The organism is Hahnella aquatica (SeqCode) (assembly GCF_965194505.1).
GTDB lineage: Bacteria > Pseudomonadota > Gammaproteobacteria > Burkholderiales > Burkholderiaceae_A > Hahnella > Hahnella aquatica.
In genome coordinates, this window is sequence record NZ_OZ239144.1 from 1,787,317 (window position 1) to 1,802,193 (window position 14,877).

The window sequence follows — 14,877 nt, forward strand, 5'->3', positions numbered from 1 at the left end:
CCATGGCCCCGTCGCGTCCCCACTGGGTGGTGGTTGGCAGTGGCATTTCGGGCTTGTCCGCCGCCTGGCATTTGCAAGGCCAGGGGCAGGTCACCATCCTCGAGGCCGAGCACCGCCTGGGCGGTCACACACACACCCGGCATGTGACCCTCGAAGGCATTCGGGCCCCGGTGGACACTGGCTTCATCGTCTTCAACCACCGCACCTACCCCGAGCTCTTGGCCTGGTTCGAGGTGCTCTCTGTTGAGACCCATCCAGCCGACATGTCCTTCTCGGTCTCGGCCCGCGGCGGCCGGTTCGAGTGGGCAGGCCACAGCATTCGGGGCCTTTTTGCCCAGCCCGCCAACCTACTCAAGCCCAGTTTTTGGCGCATGCTGGCGGACATCCTGCGGTTTAACCGCCAGGCCCCCAAAGACCTGCTGGCCATGGAGTCTGGGGCCAAGCCCGCCTGCAGCCTTGGGGCTTACCTAAAGGCAGGCCACTACAGCCAGTCCTTTGAATACGGCTACCTGCTGCCCATGGCCGGGGCCATTTGGTCTTGCCCGGCCGCGCAGATGCGCGCCTTTCCCTTTCAAAGCTTCACCCGCTTTTGCGTGAACCATGGGCTCTTGCAAATTGCCAATCGGCCGCAGTGGTACAGCCTGCTGGGTGGCAGTCATCAGTACATCGATGCCTTGAAGGCGCACTGTGCCCAACAAGGCGAACCACTCGACTGCCGCACCAGTCACGCGGTCGAGGCCGTGAGCAGCCTGCCCAATGGCCGCAAGCGCATCGTGGGCACGAACCGACAAACCGGCGAGCGCTTTGAGATCCTGGCCGACGGGGTGATCCTTGCCTCTCACTCGAATCAGTCGGCCGCCATGCTCGAGGCGGCCCAGCATCCCGCGGCCGAGCCGCTTGCTGCCTTTCGCTATGAGGACAACACGGCCTACCTGCACACCGACACGCGGCTCATGCCCCGGCGCCGTGCGGCCTGGGCCGCCTGGAACTACTTTGCCGATGGCGTGCCGATCGACCCGCACAGCCCAGCCCAGCCGGGCACCAGCCCACGGGTGTCCGTGACCTACTGGATGAATGTGCTGCAGTCCTTGCCCTTTGTGCAGCCCATTCTGGTGAGCCTGAACCCCGAGCGGCCACCGGCCATCGAGCACCAGATCGAGACCATCCGCTATGCCCACCCCGTCTTTGACCAGGCGGCCATGGCGGCCCGAGAGACCATTCGAAGCCTTCAAGGCCATGAGCAGATCTGGTTTGCTGGTGCCTGGATGGGCTACGGCTTTCATGAAGACGGCTTTCGCTCGGGCCGGGAGGCTGCACAGGCCCTGCTGGCCTGGCATGCCCAAGACCAGGCCCCCACCGAAGGCACCCGACTGGCCGCATGACCCAGCCCACCGCGCCCCGCCAGCACCCTCGGCTGATGCGAGGCGAGGTCATTCACACCCGCATCACACCGGCCCACCACCACTTTCGAACCAAGGTGACCGTGATGCAGTTGCCACTGGTCTCCATGGCGGCCCACCAAGACACCGGCAATTGGGCCTGGGGCCTGGATCGGGCGGCGCTGCTCCAGGTGAAAACAAAAGACCACGGCGATGGCCGCCCCCTGCTCGATTGGGCCCGGGCCCAGCTCGAGGCGGCGGGCATTGAGGGTGTGGATGGCGAAATCTGGCTGAGCTGCCTGCCGCGCAGCATGGGCTATGTCTTCAAGCCGGTGAGCTTTTGGTTTTGCGAGAACCGAGCCGGCGAGACCTTGGCCATCATTGCCGAGGTGAACAACACCTTTGGCGAGCGCCACGCCTATGTGCTCGATTGCGGGCAGGGCTACCGGGCCGGCCGCACCCTCGGGCACGACAAGAACTTCTATGTCTCACCCTTTTTTCCTGCGCGTGGCCAGTACCAATTTCGCTTTCACCACCTGGCCCATGGCCATGGTGCTGCCCTGGCGCGCATCGAGGTCATCGAGCCGCAGGGGCCTGCACTCATCACGAGCATCAGCGGCCAGACCCGCCCGCTGACCCAGGCCACGGCGCTGGCCGCATGGGCACTCCACCCTTTTCAGAGTTTGTCGGTGATCCTACTGATTCACTGGCAGGCCCTTCGACTTTGGATCAAACGTGTGCCCCTGGCACCCAGAAAGGAGAACCCCGCATGAGCAGCCCAGGGCTGACCGCACGGATGGTGCTCAACATGTTGCGCAACATTCAGATCGGCGAGATTCGTCTCATCACACCGGCTGGTGAACACCAGTTGCAGGGTCTGCAGCAGGCCGACCTGGCCCCGCAGACCTTTGAGATTCGCCGCTGGCGCGCCTTTGAGCGCGCCCTGCGCCGAGGAGACATTGGCTTTGGCGAGTCCTTCATGGATGGCGACTGGACCACGCCCGACCTGCCCGGCCTGCTGCGCACGCTGGCGGCCAATCGGCAGGCCTTGGACAAAGCCATTGTTGGGCACCGCTGGCTGCTGCTGCTCGACCGCATCGGCCACCTGCTTCGCAGCAACTCGACCAAGCGGGCCAAGAAGAACATCGAGGCCCACTACGACCTCGGCAACGACTTCTATCGGCTCTGGCTCGACCCCACCATGACTTACTCGAGCGCCATCTACACCGACCGTGAGATGCGTGGCGAACTGCCCACCGACTTGTCTGGTGCGCAGAACCGCAAGATGGACCGCGCCCTCTCGATGCTGGGCCCCCTGGGGCCCGAGAGCCAGACCCTCGAGATCGGCTGTGGCTGGGGTGGTCTGGCCATGCGCCGGCTTCAACAGCCCGGCCGCCACCTGGGCATCACCCTCTCGGTGGAGCAAAAGGCCTGGGCCGAGGAGCACCTGGCCGCCCAAGGGCTGCAAGACCGCTGCGAGATTCGTCTGCAGGACTACCGCCACACCGATGGCCGCTTCGACGGAATTGTGTCCATCGAGATGATCGAGGCCGTGGGTGAGGCCTACTGGCCCACCTACTTCAACACCCTGCACCGCTGCTTAAAGCCCGGTGGCCGCGCGGTGGTGCAGGCCATCGTCATTCGAGACGACCTCTTCCCCCGGTACCGCAAGGGCCTGGACTTTATTCAGAAGTACATCTTCCCCGGCGGCATGCTCTTGTCGCGTCAGGCGATTGAGTCGGTGTCGGCCAAGGCTGGCCTGCGGGTCGTGGATGAGTTCGCGTTTGGCCAGCACTATGCGCGCACCTTGCGCGACTGGTACGACCGATTCAATGCCAAGGAAGATGAGATTCGTGCGCTTGGCTTTGATGACCGATTCATGGCCATGTGGCGGTTTTATTTGTCGTATTGCGAGGCCGGCTTCTACACCGGCGACCTCGATGTGCTGCAGGTCTGCTTTGAGCGCTAAGGCCACTCGCACCGCCGCAGGCGTGCCGGCGCCCTCCCGCCGTTTGCTGTTGGGAGGGTTCACCTGCGGCCTGCTTGGCGCTTTCCTGGCGGGCAGCACCATGTTTGTCACCATCCCGGCCCGAGCCATGAACGCGGTGGGCAAGGGCACCCTTCGTGTCTGGGGCTTTAAGGTCTACGACGCCGAGTTGCTCGCGACTGCACCGGGCCCAGACCTGCAAGACCTCGATCGGCTTTTTGCTCGGCCATTCGCACTTCGCATTCGTTACGCCCGCGAGATTCAATCGCGCGCACTGATCGATCGCACCATCGACGAGATGCAGGCCCTCGGGGCCGGCACCGCTGAGCAGCACAAAGCCTGGACCCAGGCGCTAAACAGCATCTTCCCCACGGTTCGCGAGGGCGATGAGCTGGTTGGACAGCATGTGCCCGGCCTGGGCGCGCGCTTTCAGTTCAATGGCCGGCCCGTGGGCGAGGTGGCCGATGAGGCCTTCTCGCGGGCATTCTTCCGCATCTGGCTCGACCCCAAGACCAGTGCACCGGGCCTGCGCAAGGCACTGCTCGGCCTTGCAACACCCTGAGGACATCTCCCGGGCGCAGGTGCTGCGCTACGGGCTGCCAGGCATGGCCCTGGCCTCTGCTGCACTTCCACTCTATTTGGTAACGCCCCACCTCTATGCAGGGGCTGTGGGCCTGCCGCTCGCCTGGGTCGGACTGTGCCTTATGGCCACACGGCTCATCGATGCGATCACCGATCCCATCATTGGCCGCTGGATGGACAAGACCCCCGGGCAGCGCTTTGAGCGCTGGATGCTGCCGAGTCTGGCCCTGCTCTGCCTTGGCATGGTGCTGCTGCTCTCGCCACCCGGGGGCTGGTCGAGTGCGGCGCTCATGGCCTACATGACGGCCTGCGCACTCCTGGTGTCGTTGTCCAACAGTGCGGCGGGCCTGGCCCACCAGGCCTGGCTCGTGAGCTGGACGCCAGAACCCGCAGTGCAGGCACGGCTGGTCACCAGCCGTGAGGGCTTCACCCTGGTGGGTGTGATGGTGGCGGCTGTGCTGGCCAGCCAGTCGAGCCTCACGGGCCTGCTGGGCTGGGTGCTGCTCGCCGCCTTGCTGGGGGGCCTGGCCCTGCGGGGGTTGCCCGGCCAGCCGAGCAGCAGTGGTGCTCGGCCAGCAGCGGTGTCGGTCTGGCAAGGGTTTCGTCTGCTCGACACCCCAGGCCGCGGCCTGCTGGGTGTGATGGGCCTCAACGCCCTGGCCAATGCCATTCCGGGCACCTTGTTCCTCTTTTTCGTGGCGGACCAACTCGGCCTTGCCCAGCAGACGGCGGGTGTTCTGCTCATGGCCTACTTCTTGGCCGCGGCGGTCTCCATGGTGTTCTGGCAACGACTGTTGCGACAACACCCGGCCGGCCGCATCTGGCAGGCCTCGGTGGTGGTCTCGATCCTCGCCTTTGTCTGGGCGAGCCAGCTTGGCGCGGGCGACCTGTGGCCCTTTGCCGTGATCTGCCTGGTCACGGGGTTCGCGCTCGGGGCCGAGCTCACCTGCCCTGCCCTGCTGCTGGCGGCGGCCATTTCAAGGTCGGGCCAGCGTGGCCAGCACGAGGCCCTCATCATGGGCCTGTGGACGCTTCTGCAGAAACTCGCCCTGGCCCTGGCGGCCGGGCTGGTTCTGCCCCTGCTTGCTGGCCTGGGCTACACCCCGGGCACGGGCCACAGCCTGGCCCTGCCCTTGGCCTATGCCGCCTTGCCCTGCGGGCTCAAGCTCGCAGCCCTTTTGATGTTCCGACGACTGGAGTCCAGACCATGATGCTCAAACGAATTGCACTGCTTGCGGCGGCCGCCGCCATGATTGGCCTACAAGGCTGCGCGGGCCCATCGGTCGAGCGCTACGCCCAAGAAAAGCCTGCGCTGGACCTGGCCCAATATTTCCAGGGTCGCACCACGGGCTGGGGCATGGTCACCGACCGCTCCGGTGAAGTCACAAGACGCTTTGTGGTGCAGATCGATGGCCGCTTCGAAGGCAACACGGGGGTGCTCGACGAGACCTTTGAATGGTCGGATGGCGAGAAACAGAAACGCATCTGGCGCCTCGAAAAACTTGGCCCCAACCGCTGGAAGGGCACGGCCGATGACGTGGTGGGAGAGGCCACCGGCGAGATCGCGGGCAACGCACTCCATTGGCGCTACACCTTGGCTGTGCCGGTCAAGGGAACCGTGATCAACATGGCCTTTGATGACTGGATGGTGCTGATCGATGACAAGGTCATGCTCAACCGCGCCACCTTCAGCAAGTTTGGCATTCGGCTCGGTGAGGTCACCCTCTCATTTCAGCGGCCCTAACAGCCCATGCCCTTGAATCAACCCATCCCAAGCCTTCGGGGCCGCACCGTCTGGGTGGTGGGCGGCTCGGCCGGCATTGGCCAAGCCCTGGCGCAACAGGCCCTGGCGCAGGGCGCTCGCCTGGTGGTCTCTGGGCGCCGGGCGCAGACACTCTCTGAGGCCTTCCCCTCGGCGGATGTGCGGCGAGAGGTCTTGAACATCACGGAGCGCGGCGGTGCCCAGCGGGTGCTCGATGCACTGGCCGCCGATGGCTGGCTGCCGGACCTGGTCTTCTGGGTGGCGGGCGATTACAAGCCGCAGCCCATTGCAGACTTCCAGGTGGAGGATGCTCGCCAGGTGGTGGAGACCAACCTCTTGGCCTGCTACGACGGGCTTCGCGCACTGCTCAACCATTGGCTGCCACTGGCGCCCGGCCGCCTGGCCCAAGGGGTTCCAAGGTTTCACATCTGCTGGTTCTCAAGCGTTGCGGGCTACCGCGGCCTTCCACTGGCGCTGTCTTACAGCGCCAGCAAGGCGGGCTTGAACGCCATGGCTGAAACAAGCTTCGTAGAACTCAAGCCCAAGGGCATTGATGTCTCGCTGGTCTGCCCAGGCTTTGTGAAGACCCGGCTCACCGATGGAAACGACTTCAAAATGCCCGCACTCATCTCCATCAATGAAGCCGCAGAGCAGACGCTTCGGGGGCTCGCCAAGGGTGAGTTTGAAATCCATTACCCCAAGCGCTTTACCTGGTTCATGAAGTTGCTAAGGGTGCTGCCCCACCGGCTTTTTTTCTGGCTCATGGGGAAGACGCTGCGCTAACGGGGGATCCACACGGTGAAGCGATCTTCTAGCCCGCCACCGACTCATGCATGCTCAGCCGCACAGACAACAGCACCGCAGAATCCACAGGCGAGCAGCGGCGGGCGTTGTCGAGCAGATTCGACACAATCACCCGCAGCCGCTCCACACAGCAGGCACAAGCCCAACATAAGGCGTGGAAGAACGGAAAAGGGCGTGGTCATGGCGGTTGGCCCTCATTATCATTGAGCATGACCATTGCGCCGAGCCCAGACGACTTCCTAAAGGCCGCTGCCAACCTCGGGCCGCACAGCCTCAACACACTGGTGGCCCACTACCACCCCGAGGCCCGGTTTCAAGACCCCTTCCAAACCGTCACGGGCCGCGAGGCCATTGCAGCCGTCTATCGGGGCATGTTTGCCAACCTCATCGAGCCCCGGTTCACGGACCTGGCCGTGGCGGTGGCTCCCGCCGGCCCGCCTTCACCCAACCCTGCCGGCAGCCCGGGACCTTGCTGGGCGGTGCGCTGGGTGTTTCGTTTCCGTGTGAAGCCAGGCGCACCCGAGCAGGCCATTGCCGGCACCAGCTGGCTGTGGCTGTGCCCCGAGACAGGCCTGATTCAAGAACACCAAGACCATTGGGACGCCAGCGAACTCTTTGCAGCCTTCCCTGGCCTGGGCTGGGCGGTTCGCAGCCTCAAAAGACGCATCGCAACAGTGGGACATGTCACGGAAAAGACTTGAATCGTTTATAGAATGGGCACGTGAAGACCATACACTCCGACCAAATGCTCTACCCCGAACTCTTTCGCGCCTTCGAGCGGGTTCGATGGGATCTCGACAAAGACATCGACTGGGCCTCTTTTGATGCCAGCCTGCTCTCTGACGAGCAGGCCCTCACCATCAAGATGAACGCCATCACCGAGTGGGCGGCCCTGCCCGCCACCGAGATGTTCCTGCGCGACAACCGCCACGACAGCGACTTCTCGGCCTTCATGTCGGTCTGGTTCTACGAAGAACAAAAACACAGCCTCGTGCTCATGGAATACTTGCGCCGGTTCAGGCCAGAGATGGTGCCCACCGAGGCTGAACTGCACGCGGTGCGCTTTGAGTTCGACCCAGCCCCCGCCCTCGAGACCCTGATGCTGCACTTCTGCGGCGAGATTCGGCTCAACCACTGGTACCGCTGTGCAGCCGAATGGCACACCGAGCCGGTCATCAAGCAGATCTACGAGACCATTGCCAAGGACGAAGCCCGCCATGGGGGCGCCTACCTGCGCTACATGAAGAAGGCCCTTCACCAGGTTGGCGACAACGCCCGGTCTGCCTTTGCCAAGATTGGCGTTTTAATGGCCTCAGCCAGTCGCACGGCCAAGGCCCTGCACCCCACCAACCTGCACGTGAACGAATCGCTCTACCCGAACGACACCGTGCAGAGCCGCCTGCCCGAACCCGGCTGGCTCGAGCGCTGGCTCGACGAGCAGATTCGGTTCAACACCGACTGGGAAAAGAAGGTGGCCGAGCGCATCTTGCACAACCTGAGCCTGCTCTTTGAGCGGCCTTTCGAGAGCGTGCAAGAACTCAACCGCTTCCGAAAGGAAATCAACCGCGGCCTGGCCAGCCCGGATACGCAGCCCGCTTGACCAGCCCACTGCCCTTTCTCAACAAGATTCACTCCGGCTCGGGGGTTGACGATGCCCCGAGCGCAGGCCTGCTGGCGGCACTGGCCGCCCTGCCCAGGCCAGTGGTCTTCACCAACGGCGTCTACGACCTGCTTCACCGTGGCCATGTGACCCTGCTGGCCCAGGCCCGGGCCGAGGGTGCCAGCCTGGTGCTGGCGCTCAACAGCGACGCCTCGGTCCGGCGCCTCAACAAGGGCGCAGACCGCCCCATCAACAGCCTGGAGGACCGCATGGCCGTGGCCGCCGCCCTGGGCTGCGTGGATGTGGTCACGAGTTTTTCAGACGACACGCCGCTCGCGCTCATTCTGGCCACACGGCCCGATGTGCTGGTCAAGGGCGGTGACTGGGCGCTCGAGGACATCGTGGGCGGGGCCGAGGTGCGCAGCTGGGGCGGGCGGGTCTGCTCGATTCCCTTTGAGCACGAACGCTCGACCACGGCCACCCTGGCCCGCATTCGGGGGCATGAAGCCCCAGGGCCTTCAACGACTTAAACCGGGTCGTGGGCCAAGGCCCGCTGGAGCCCCTGAAACACGAGGTCTGGCACATGCAACGCCGGGGCCATGGCCTGTTGCAGCTGGTGATGCAGGCGGTCATGGGCCTCGAGCCAGCCCTGGGCGTGGCCCCCATGCACCAACACGCAGTGCGCCCGGGGCAGCCCAAGCAAAGGGCTCACCTGGGCCAACTCAATGCCCATGGCAAGCGCCTGGGCCGAGTCGCGCGGCCAGCCGCGCTCAGACAACGCCTGGGGCGGCGCCTCAAAGAGCGGGCCCAATGCGGCCGTGCCCTGGGCGAGTGCCTGGCGCATAAGGTCAAAGCCCGGAAGAATCACGCCACCCTCAAAGCGCCAGGCCCCTGAGACGCGCGCGATGGAGTCCATCACCGTGGCCGTGCCCGCCGAGACAACCAACACATGCTCGGCCTGCGGGTCGCGCGAGGCGACGGCCGCCACCGCACCCAGGGCAGCCACCCAGCGGTCCGACCCCAGCTGCGAGGGGTCGCAGTAATCGTTACCAAGGCCGGCCTGCTCTGAACGGGAGCAGACACGGCACACGGGGGAGCCCGTGGCCCGCTCGGCCCACTGCACCAAGGCCTCAGCCTGGTCGCACGGCCCCACCGACACCAGCGCCGCGCGGCACGGCAGGCCCTGCTCATCCAGGGCCATGAGCCCAGGCACACAGGCCTCGGCGAGCTCAGACACCAAGGCAGCCGCGGGGCGGCCGGCGGCGACCAAGGCCCCCTGCCCCAGCGCACCACCCTCGTCCGAGCACAGCTGCCACTTCAGGCGGCTGTTGCCCAAGTCCAACAACAGGCTGGCTGCCGGCAGCTTCAAGGCCCAACCGGCCGCAGAGAGACCGCACCCAAGGCCCGCTCCACCAGGGCCCCATTGGCCAGGCGCAGGCGCAGCCGTCCATCTGGCGTCACGCCCTCGGAGCGCCCTTCCAACTGTTCTTGCACGCCCACCAACACGATCTGTGCCCCCAGGTGGGCATCCCAACGTGCATACGACTGGGCCAAGGCCTGAGCATCGAGCTGCGGCGCCATGGCGAGCGCGGCCACGGCATCGACCAGCGGCGCGACCCAATCGGTCACCTGCAGGGCAGGGTCGGCGGCCTCGAGCAGCCCCATGGCTTGGAGCCCCTCGGGCATGGGCACACGCCATCGGCCATTGAGGCCCATGCCGGCCACCAGCCAGGCCTGGGCACCGAGGTTCAAACGCTGCACCAGCACGCCGCCGGCCTTGCGGCCATGGCAGTAGAGGTCGTTGGGCCATTTGAGGGCGAGCCCCTTGGCCGTCTCGGCCGGCAGCCGGGGCTCAAGGGTTTGAAGAACCTGCAGGGCCAGCCACGTGGGCCAGGGCGGCAGCGCACCAAACGGCAGACCAAGGTGGATTTGATCGACATGCTCGGGCCAGGCCAGGCTCATGGCCAGGCCATCCCCACACGAGACCCACTGGCGCCCGTGCTGGCCCACGCCGGCCTGCTGATCACACGAGACCAGCACAAAGGGGGCCGTGGCCAGGCCCTGTCGAACCCGCTCCACGGCCAAGAGATGGGTGGAGGCCACCCCCGAGCACTGCTCAATCGGCCACATGCTTGGCATCATACGGAGATGGACCATTGGATGCGCGAACGCGTGGGGTGGGAGCGCTGGTTGGTGGGCGTGGGCCTGCTCGTGGCCCTGGCCCTCATCAGCCTCTACCCCTACACCGGCTGGACCTGGCCTGCCAGTGGGCATCCGTTCGCCTTTTTGTTCGAGCCACCGCCCCGCTACCGAACGAGCTTCGACCTCTGGACCAACCTGCTGGCTTACCTGCCCGTGGGTGCCGTCTGGGCCAACATCTTCCGAAGCCGCGGCATCGGGCGGGCGGTGCTCTGGGCCACGCTCGTCGGCCTGGCCTGGTCACTCAGCATGGAGGCCACCCAGTCGTTCTTGCCCAATCGTCGGGCCCAATGGCTCGACCTGCTTGCCAACGGTCTGGGGGCACTGCTGGGAGCGGCCGCCTGGGCCTTGATGGCGCGGCGACTGCGCCAACGGGCCGCCATTCGGCGTGCCCATGTCTGGGGCAGCGGGCCCATCAGCCTCACGGGTGCCACAGGCCTCACCCTGCTGTGGCTCTTTGCACAGGCCGCCCCCACCCCGCTGTGGCTCGCCTTTGGCGACATCCTGCCGCTGGAATTGGCCATCCGCCCCTTCGGGGCCGAAGGGGCCGCGGCAGGCTCCACCTGGCCGCTGGGCGAGGGCGAGCGCATCTTCACCGAGGCAAGCCTCGTGGTATGCGCCCTGCTGGGCCTGGCCATTCACCTGAAGCTGGGGCTGTCTGGCCAGCACCGCCAGTGGCTGCGCCAAATTGCGGGCAACTGGGCCTGGGTCATCACCCTGGCCCTGCTCATTGGCGTGGGCTCGCGCATGGCCTGGGTGCTGCTGCTGCAGCCCCACCCCCTGGCCCACGACACCTTCTGGGTGGGCCTGGAGGCCTGGTTCAGCCCTGGGGTGCAGGTCGGCCTGCTGCTGGTGGCCCTGCTCGGCGCTGCCGTGGCCTTTCTGGGCCCGCTGGGCCTGTGTGGCCTGGGCATGGCGCTGGCCCTGCTCTTGGCCATGCTGGCCTCTGGCCTGCCCAATGCCGACACCGAGCCCAATGTGATCGTGGTCCTGGCCCAAGGCCAGTGGATCAACCTGCGAGGCCTGGCCGCCTGGGCTGCCGCCCTATGGCCCTTTGTGTCGGTGGGCTGGCTCGCCCTTTGGCTGCTCAAAAGCCGCCGTACACTACGCCGATGAGCCGATTCAAACACCATGTCTTCTTTTGCACGAACCAGCGCGATGCTGGCGTGGACTGCTGCAACAACTGCGGCGCAACCGACCTTCAAGCCTATGCGAAAGACCGCATCAAGGCGCTCAAGCTCAATGGCGAGGGCAAGGTGCGCATCAACAAGGCGGGATGCCTGGACCGATGCGACTTCGGGCCGGTGATGGTGGTCTATCCGGAAGGCATTTGGTACCAGTATGTCGACCAGAGCGATGTCGATGAGATCATCGACCAGCACCTGGTCAAGGGCCTGCCGGTGGAGCGCCTGCGGATCGCGTGAACGCCCAGACAGAAGTCCACCTCATTGACGGGCCAGCAGGCCCGCTGGATGTGGCCCTGGACCGGCCCAGTGGCCCGGCAGCCGGGCTGGCCGTGCTGGCCCACCCGCACCCCCTCTTTGGTGGCACCCGAGACAACAAGGTGGTGCAGACTATCGCGCGTGCACTCCTGGCCCGAGGGCTGCTCTGCCTGCGCCCAAATTTTCGTGGCGTGGGCCAGAGTGCCGGCGAACACGACAACGGCCAGGGCGAACAAGACGACCTCTGGGCGACCTGGGTCTGGGCGGAACAGACCTTCGGCCCGGAGGTGGGCGAACGGCGCTGGATGGCGGGCTTTTCCTTTGGGGCTGTGATGTCCACCCACCTGGCGGCCCAGTGGGAGGCTGGCCGCGCGAGCCGCGGCCTGGGCGCCCTGCCCCTGGGGGTGTGCCTGCTCGTGGGCCTGGCCACTGAACGCATGACCCCTGCCGCGCCCTGCGCGGTGACCCGAATGATTCACGGCGAGACCGACGATGTCGCCAGCCTGGCCGGCGCCCTGGACTACGCACGACCGCATCAGCAACCCATCTTGGTCTTGCCCGGTGCGGGCCACTTCTTTCACGGCATGCTGCCCGAGCTGCGCAGCCTGGTGACCATGGCGGTGGCCGATGCCCACTGAGCCGCGCGGGCAACGGCCCCGAGCGCTACTGGCCCTGGCCTTGGCGGGCTTGTTGTTCACGACCTTGTTGGCCGCTCCCACCCGATGGGCCCAGGCCCAAACGGGCGCCACCCCCGCAGCAGCCAACAATTGGCCTGCCCCCAGTGGGGTGTCGGCCAAGGCCTGGATCCTCATCGACCTGAGCACCGGCCAGTCACTGGCCGGAAGCCGCGAGAGCACCCCGACCGAGCCTGGCGGCCTCTCGGTCTTGATGACGGCCTACCTCAGCTTCAATGCCTTGCGCGAGCGTCAAATCCGAATGCAGCAGGTGCTGCCCGGCCCCAATGAGGACGAAGTGCCCGCAGGCCCGCGCATGTTCCTTGGCCCCGATGGCGCCAAGGTGCGGGACCTGCTCACGGGCCTGATGCTCATGGGCGCCCACGATGCCGCGGTGAGCCTGGCCAAGGGCATCTCGGGCTCCGAGGAAGCCTTCGTGGCACTCATGAACCAGACCGCCGAGCGGCTGGGCCTGCGCAACACCCGCTTCACCAATGCCAGTGGTGCACGCACCGAGAACCCTTCTGCGCAGACCACCGCCCAGGAGATGGCCGCCCTGGCCATTCAGCTCTACGTGGAATTTCCCGAGGCCTTTCAAATTGCCAACCAACGGGAAATCACCTTCAACGGCATTCGGCAGACCAACCGCAACCGGCTCTTGTGGCTCGACCGAAGCGTCGATGGCCTGATCGCCATCGACCACCCCACCCAGGCCTCTGGCCTGGTGACCGCTCAGCGGCCCCAACCCATTGGGCCCCGCGAGCAAATGCAGCGACGCCTGATGGTGGTGGTGCTGCAGTCGACCTCCGCAGAGGTGCGGGCCCAGGAGACCCTGGAGCTCCTGAACTTTGGCTTCCAACAGTTCGATGTCGTGCGGCTTTTTGCGCGCAACGCCATCGGAACGGAGCTCGAGGTTTTCAAAGGCATTCGCTCCAAGCTCAAGACCGAGTTCCGACAGGACGTTCTGGTGGCCGCACCCCGCAAGCGATTCAATGAGCTGCGCACAGAACTGCAAACGGGCGCGGGCCTGGTGGCCCCGGTGACGGCCGGCCAGCGGGTGGGCAGCCTGCGCATTTTCATGGGCCCGTTGCAGATCCACGAGGTGGACCTCGTGGCCGCAGAGTCTGTGAAATCGGCTGGCCTCCTGGGCCGGGCCATCGACAGCGTGCGGCTCTGGGCCCGCGCACCCTTTCATGCGCCCAGCACTGCAACCCCGTAAACACTCGGCATCAGCCCACACATGAGCCATCCCTTCTTATGAGCCACCCACTCTTTCCAGCCGACCTCGACCCCCAGGCACCCGCCTTTCTCAACGGCCGCTGGCTTGCCCTCTCGGAGGCCCAGGTCTCGGTGCTCGACCGCGGCTTTCTTTTTGGCGATGGCATCTACGAGGTGGTGCCGGTCTACAGCCGCAAGCCCTTTGCCTGGGCCGAGCACCTGGGCCGGCTGCAGCGCAGCCTCGCGGAGCTCTCACTGGCCCACGCCACGGCCGATGTCGACTGGGACGGCATTGTGCAGGGCCTGATCGAGAGGGCCCCCACCGACGACCAGTTCATTTACCTGCAGGTCACCCGCGGCGTGGCACGCCGTGACCACAGCTTTCCCAGGCCTGCCGTGCCGCCCACCGTCTTTGCCATGGTGAGCCCACTCAAGCGGCCTGCTGCATCCGATCGCGACGTCGGCCTCAAGGCCGTTCGCATGCCCGATCAGCGCTGGCTGCGATGTGACATCAAGTCGGTGGCCCTGCTGGGCAATGTGCTGGCTCGGGAGGCTGCGGTGGCCCAAGGCGCCCATGAGGCCATCTTGTTTCGCGATGGCCTGCTCACCGAGGGTGCGGCCTCCAACATCTGGGTCGTGCGCCAAGGCCAGTTGCTCTCGCCACCACGCTCCAACCAGCTGCTGGCCGGCATTCGCATGGCCATCCTGCCAAGGCTGGCCGAAGCGGTGGGCGTGCCCTTTGAATCGCGGGCCATCTCGGAGGCAGAGGTGGTTGGGGCCGATGAACTGCTCATGAGTTCGGCCACCAAAGAGGTGCTGCCCATCACACAGCTCGACGGCCAGGCCGTGGGCCAGGGCAGGCCGGGGCCTGTGTTTCAGGCACTGAGGGCTGCATACGACGACGCCATTGCGGCGCATCGGGCCTGACTGGGCCAGGCACCATGGATGAACACGACAGCCCCGACACCACGCCAGACAGCCTGTTTGGCTTTCCCTGCGCCTTCCCCATCAAGGTGATGGGTGAGCGTCGCGACGACTTTGCCCAGACCATTGTGGCGGCCGTGGCGCCGCTGACCGGCCCCTTGTCGGCCGACCAGGTGGAGATCCGAAGCAGTCGGACTGCAAAGTACCTGAGCCTCACCCTCATCGTGCAGGCCCAGTCCAGAGCCCAACTCGATGAGATCTATCGAACCCTGACCAGCCACCCCATGGTCAAGCTTGTGCTCTAGG

General features: G+C 65.7%; 18 protein-coding genes. 16 read left to right on the forward strand and 2 right to left on the reverse strand.

What is annotated here, in order from left to right:
- Positions 1–2 precede the first annotated feature (2 nt).
- From AC8GDA_RS09245 to AC8GDA_RS09290, 10 genes are all read left to right on the forward strand, one after another.
- Entirely contained in the window at positions 3–1,382 is a 1,380-nt protein-coding gene (locus AC8GDA_RS09245) for an NAD(P)/FAD-dependent oxidoreductase (protein WP_506556234.1), read from the forward strand.
- Positions 1,379–2,152: a DUF1365 domain-containing protein gene (locus AC8GDA_RS09250; RefSeq protein ID WP_506556235.1), complete on the forward strand. Its 774-nt coding sequence runs from the start codon at positions 1,379–1,381 to the stop codon at positions 2,150–2,152. Before AC8GDA_RS09245 ends, AC8GDA_RS09250 begins: the two co-directional genes overlap by 4 nt.
- Positions 2,149–3,348 carry a class I SAM-dependent methyltransferase gene (locus AC8GDA_RS09255; protein WP_506556236.1) on the forward strand — a complete coding sequence of 400 codons (1,200 nt, stop codon included), beginning with the start codon at positions 2,149–2,151 and terminating at the stop codon, positions 3,346–3,348. The genes AC8GDA_RS09250 and AC8GDA_RS09255 overlap by 4 nt, the downstream gene beginning before the upstream one ends.
- A gap of 100 nt (positions 3,349–3,448) precedes the next feature.
- Positions 3,449–3,928, forward strand: a complete 480-nt coding sequence (locus AC8GDA_RS09260) for a chalcone isomerase family protein (RefSeq protein WP_506556237.1) — start codon at positions 3,449–3,451, stop codon at positions 3,926–3,928.
- Entirely contained in the window at positions 3,915–5,159 is a 1,245-nt protein-coding gene (locus tag AC8GDA_RS09265; RefSeq protein ID WP_506556238.1) for an MFS transporter, read from the forward strand. Before AC8GDA_RS09260 ends, AC8GDA_RS09265 begins: the two co-directional genes overlap by 14 nt.
- Positions 5,156–5,692: a DUF3833 domain-containing protein gene (locus AC8GDA_RS09270; RefSeq protein ID WP_506556239.1), complete on the forward strand. Its 537-nt coding sequence runs from the start codon at positions 5,156–5,158 to the stop codon at positions 5,690–5,692. Before AC8GDA_RS09265 ends, AC8GDA_RS09270 begins: the two co-directional genes overlap by 4 nt.
- A gap of 6 nt (positions 5,693–5,698) precedes the next feature.
- Complete coding sequence (locus AC8GDA_RS09275; protein WP_506556240.1) at positions 5,699–6,493, forward strand: SDR family NAD(P)-dependent oxidoreductase; 795 nt, start codon at positions 5,699–5,701, stop codon at positions 6,491–6,493.
- 230 nt (positions 6,494–6,723) lie between these two features.
- Positions 6,724–7,215: a nuclear transport factor 2 family protein gene (locus AC8GDA_RS09280; protein ID WP_506556241.1), complete on the forward strand. Its 492-nt coding sequence runs from the start codon at positions 6,724–6,726 to the stop codon at positions 7,213–7,215.
- A gap of 44 nt (positions 7,216–7,259) precedes the next feature.
- The gene (locus AC8GDA_RS09285) at positions 7,260–8,114 is read left to right on the forward strand and encodes an acyl-ACP desaturase (protein ID WP_506557234.1); all 855 of its coding nucleotides are present in this window, start codon (positions 7,260–7,262) and stop codon (positions 8,112–8,114) included.
- Between the two features lie 26 nt (positions 8,115–8,140).
- Positions 8,141–8,644 carry an adenylyltransferase/cytidyltransferase family protein gene (locus AC8GDA_RS09290; protein WP_506557235.1) on the forward strand — a complete coding sequence of 168 codons (504 nt, stop codon included), beginning with the start codon at positions 8,141–8,143 and terminating at the stop codon, positions 8,642–8,644.
- On the opposite strand, the gene AC8GDA_RS09295 is transcribed toward AC8GDA_RS09290, so the two are convergent.
- Together AC8GDA_RS09295 and AC8GDA_RS09300 are read right to left on the reverse strand one after the other, a co-directional pair.
- On the reverse strand, positions 8,641–9,483 hold the full coding sequence (locus AC8GDA_RS09295; protein WP_506556242.1) for a type III pantothenate kinase: 843 nt from the start codon (positions 9,481–9,483) through the stop codon (positions 8,641–8,643). The genes AC8GDA_RS09290 and AC8GDA_RS09295 overlap by 4 nt on opposite strands.
- Entirely contained in the window at positions 9,480–10,244 is a 765-nt protein-coding gene (locus AC8GDA_RS09300; protein ID WP_506556243.1) for a biotin--[acetyl-CoA-carboxylase] ligase, read from the reverse strand. Before AC8GDA_RS09300 ends, AC8GDA_RS09295 begins: the two co-directional genes overlap by 4 nt.
- Before the next feature lie 18 nt (positions 10,245–10,262).
- Between AC8GDA_RS09300 and AC8GDA_RS09305 the strand changes: the two genes are divergently transcribed.
- Genes AC8GDA_RS09305 through AC8GDA_RS09330 form a run of 6 tightly spaced genes read left to right on the forward strand, consistent with a single transcriptional unit; the run spans position 10,263 to position 14,876 of the window.
- Positions 10,263–11,429: a VanZ family protein gene (locus AC8GDA_RS09305; protein ID WP_506556244.1), complete on the forward strand. Its 1,167-nt coding sequence runs from the start codon at positions 10,263–10,265 to the stop codon at positions 11,427–11,429.
- Complete coding sequence (locus AC8GDA_RS09310; RefSeq protein WP_506556245.1) at positions 11,426–11,737, forward strand: (2Fe-2S) ferredoxin domain-containing protein; 312 nt, start codon at positions 11,426–11,428, stop codon at positions 11,735–11,737. The genes AC8GDA_RS09305 and AC8GDA_RS09310 overlap by 4 nt, the downstream gene beginning before the upstream one ends.
- Positions 11,734–12,393, forward strand: a complete 660-nt coding sequence (locus AC8GDA_RS09315; protein WP_506556246.1) for an alpha/beta hydrolase — start codon at positions 11,734–11,736, stop codon at positions 12,391–12,393. The genes AC8GDA_RS09310 and AC8GDA_RS09315 overlap by 4 nt, the downstream gene beginning before the upstream one ends.
- A complete protein-coding gene (locus AC8GDA_RS09320) occupies positions 12,383–13,648 on the forward strand; it encodes a D-alanyl-D-alanine carboxypeptidase family protein (RefSeq protein ID WP_506556247.1) in 1,266 nt (421 codons plus the stop codon). Before AC8GDA_RS09315 ends, AC8GDA_RS09320 begins: the two co-directional genes overlap by 11 nt.
- A 38-nt stretch (positions 13,649–13,686) precedes the next feature.
- A complete protein-coding gene (locus AC8GDA_RS09325) occupies positions 13,687–14,574 on the forward strand; it encodes a D-amino acid aminotransferase (RefSeq protein WP_506556248.1) in 888 nt (295 codons plus the stop codon).
- A gap of 14 nt (positions 14,575–14,588) precedes the next feature.
- Positions 14,589–14,876, forward strand: coding sequence for a YbeD family protein (locus AC8GDA_RS09330; RefSeq protein ID WP_506556249.1), 288 nt, complete (start codon positions 14,589–14,591; stop codon positions 14,874–14,876).
- Position 14,877 lies beyond the last annotated feature (1 nt).

What these genes read in the sequence shown, in the direction of transcription:
- AC8GDA_RS09245 (WP_506556234.1), top strand. Translation starts at nt 3, where the DNA reads ATGGCCCCGTCGCGTCCCCACTGGGTGGTGGTTGGCAGTGGCATTTCG.
- AC8GDA_RS09250 (WP_506556235.1), top strand. Translation starts at nt 1,379, where the DNA reads ATGACCCAGCCCACCGCGCCCCGCCAGCACCCTCGGCTGATGCGAGGC.
- AC8GDA_RS09255 (WP_506556236.1), top strand. Translation starts at nt 2,149, where the DNA reads ATGAGCAGCCCAGGGCTGACCGCACGGATGGTGCTCAACATGTTGCGC.
- AC8GDA_RS09260 (WP_506556237.1), top strand. Translation starts at nt 3,449, where the DNA reads ATGTTTGTCACCATCCCGGCCCGAGCCATGAACGCGGTGGGCAAGGGC.
- AC8GDA_RS09270 (WP_506556239.1), top strand. Translation starts at nt 5,156, where the DNA reads ATGATGCTCAAACGAATTGCACTGCTTGCGGCGGCCGCCGCCATGATT.
- AC8GDA_RS09275 (WP_506556240.1), top strand. Translation starts at nt 5,699, where the DNA reads ATGCCCTTGAATCAACCCATCCCAAGCCTTCGGGGCCGCACCGTCTGG.
- AC8GDA_RS09280 (WP_506556241.1), top strand. Translation starts at nt 6,724, where the DNA reads ATGACCATTGCGCCGAGCCCAGACGACTTCCTAAAGGCCGCTGCCAAC.
- AC8GDA_RS09285 (WP_506557234.1), top strand. Translation starts at nt 7,260, where the DNA reads ATGCTCTACCCCGAACTCTTTCGCGCCTTCGAGCGGGTTCGATGGGAT.
- AC8GDA_RS09300 (WP_506556243.1), bottom strand. Translation starts at nt 10,244, where the DNA reads ATGTGGCCGATTGAGCAGTGCTCGGGGGTGGCCTCCACCCATCTCTTG.
- AC8GDA_RS09305 (WP_506556244.1), top strand. Translation starts at nt 10,263, where the DNA reads ATGGACCATTGGATGCGCGAACGCGTGGGGTGGGAGCGCTGGTTGGTG.
- AC8GDA_RS09310 (WP_506556245.1), top strand. Translation starts at nt 11,426, where the DNA reads ATGAGCCGATTCAAACACCATGTCTTCTTTTGCACGAACCAGCGCGAT.
- AC8GDA_RS09320 (WP_506556247.1), top strand. Translation starts at nt 12,383, where the DNA reads ATGCCCACTGAGCCGCGCGGGCAACGGCCCCGAGCGCTACTGGCCCTG.
- AC8GDA_RS09325 (WP_506556248.1), top strand. Translation starts at nt 13,687, where the DNA reads ATGAGCCACCCACTCTTTCCAGCCGACCTCGACCCCCAGGCACCCGCC.
- AC8GDA_RS09330 (WP_506556249.1), top strand. Translation starts at nt 14,589, where the DNA reads ATGGATGAACACGACAGCCCCGACACCACGCCAGACAGCCTGTTTGGC.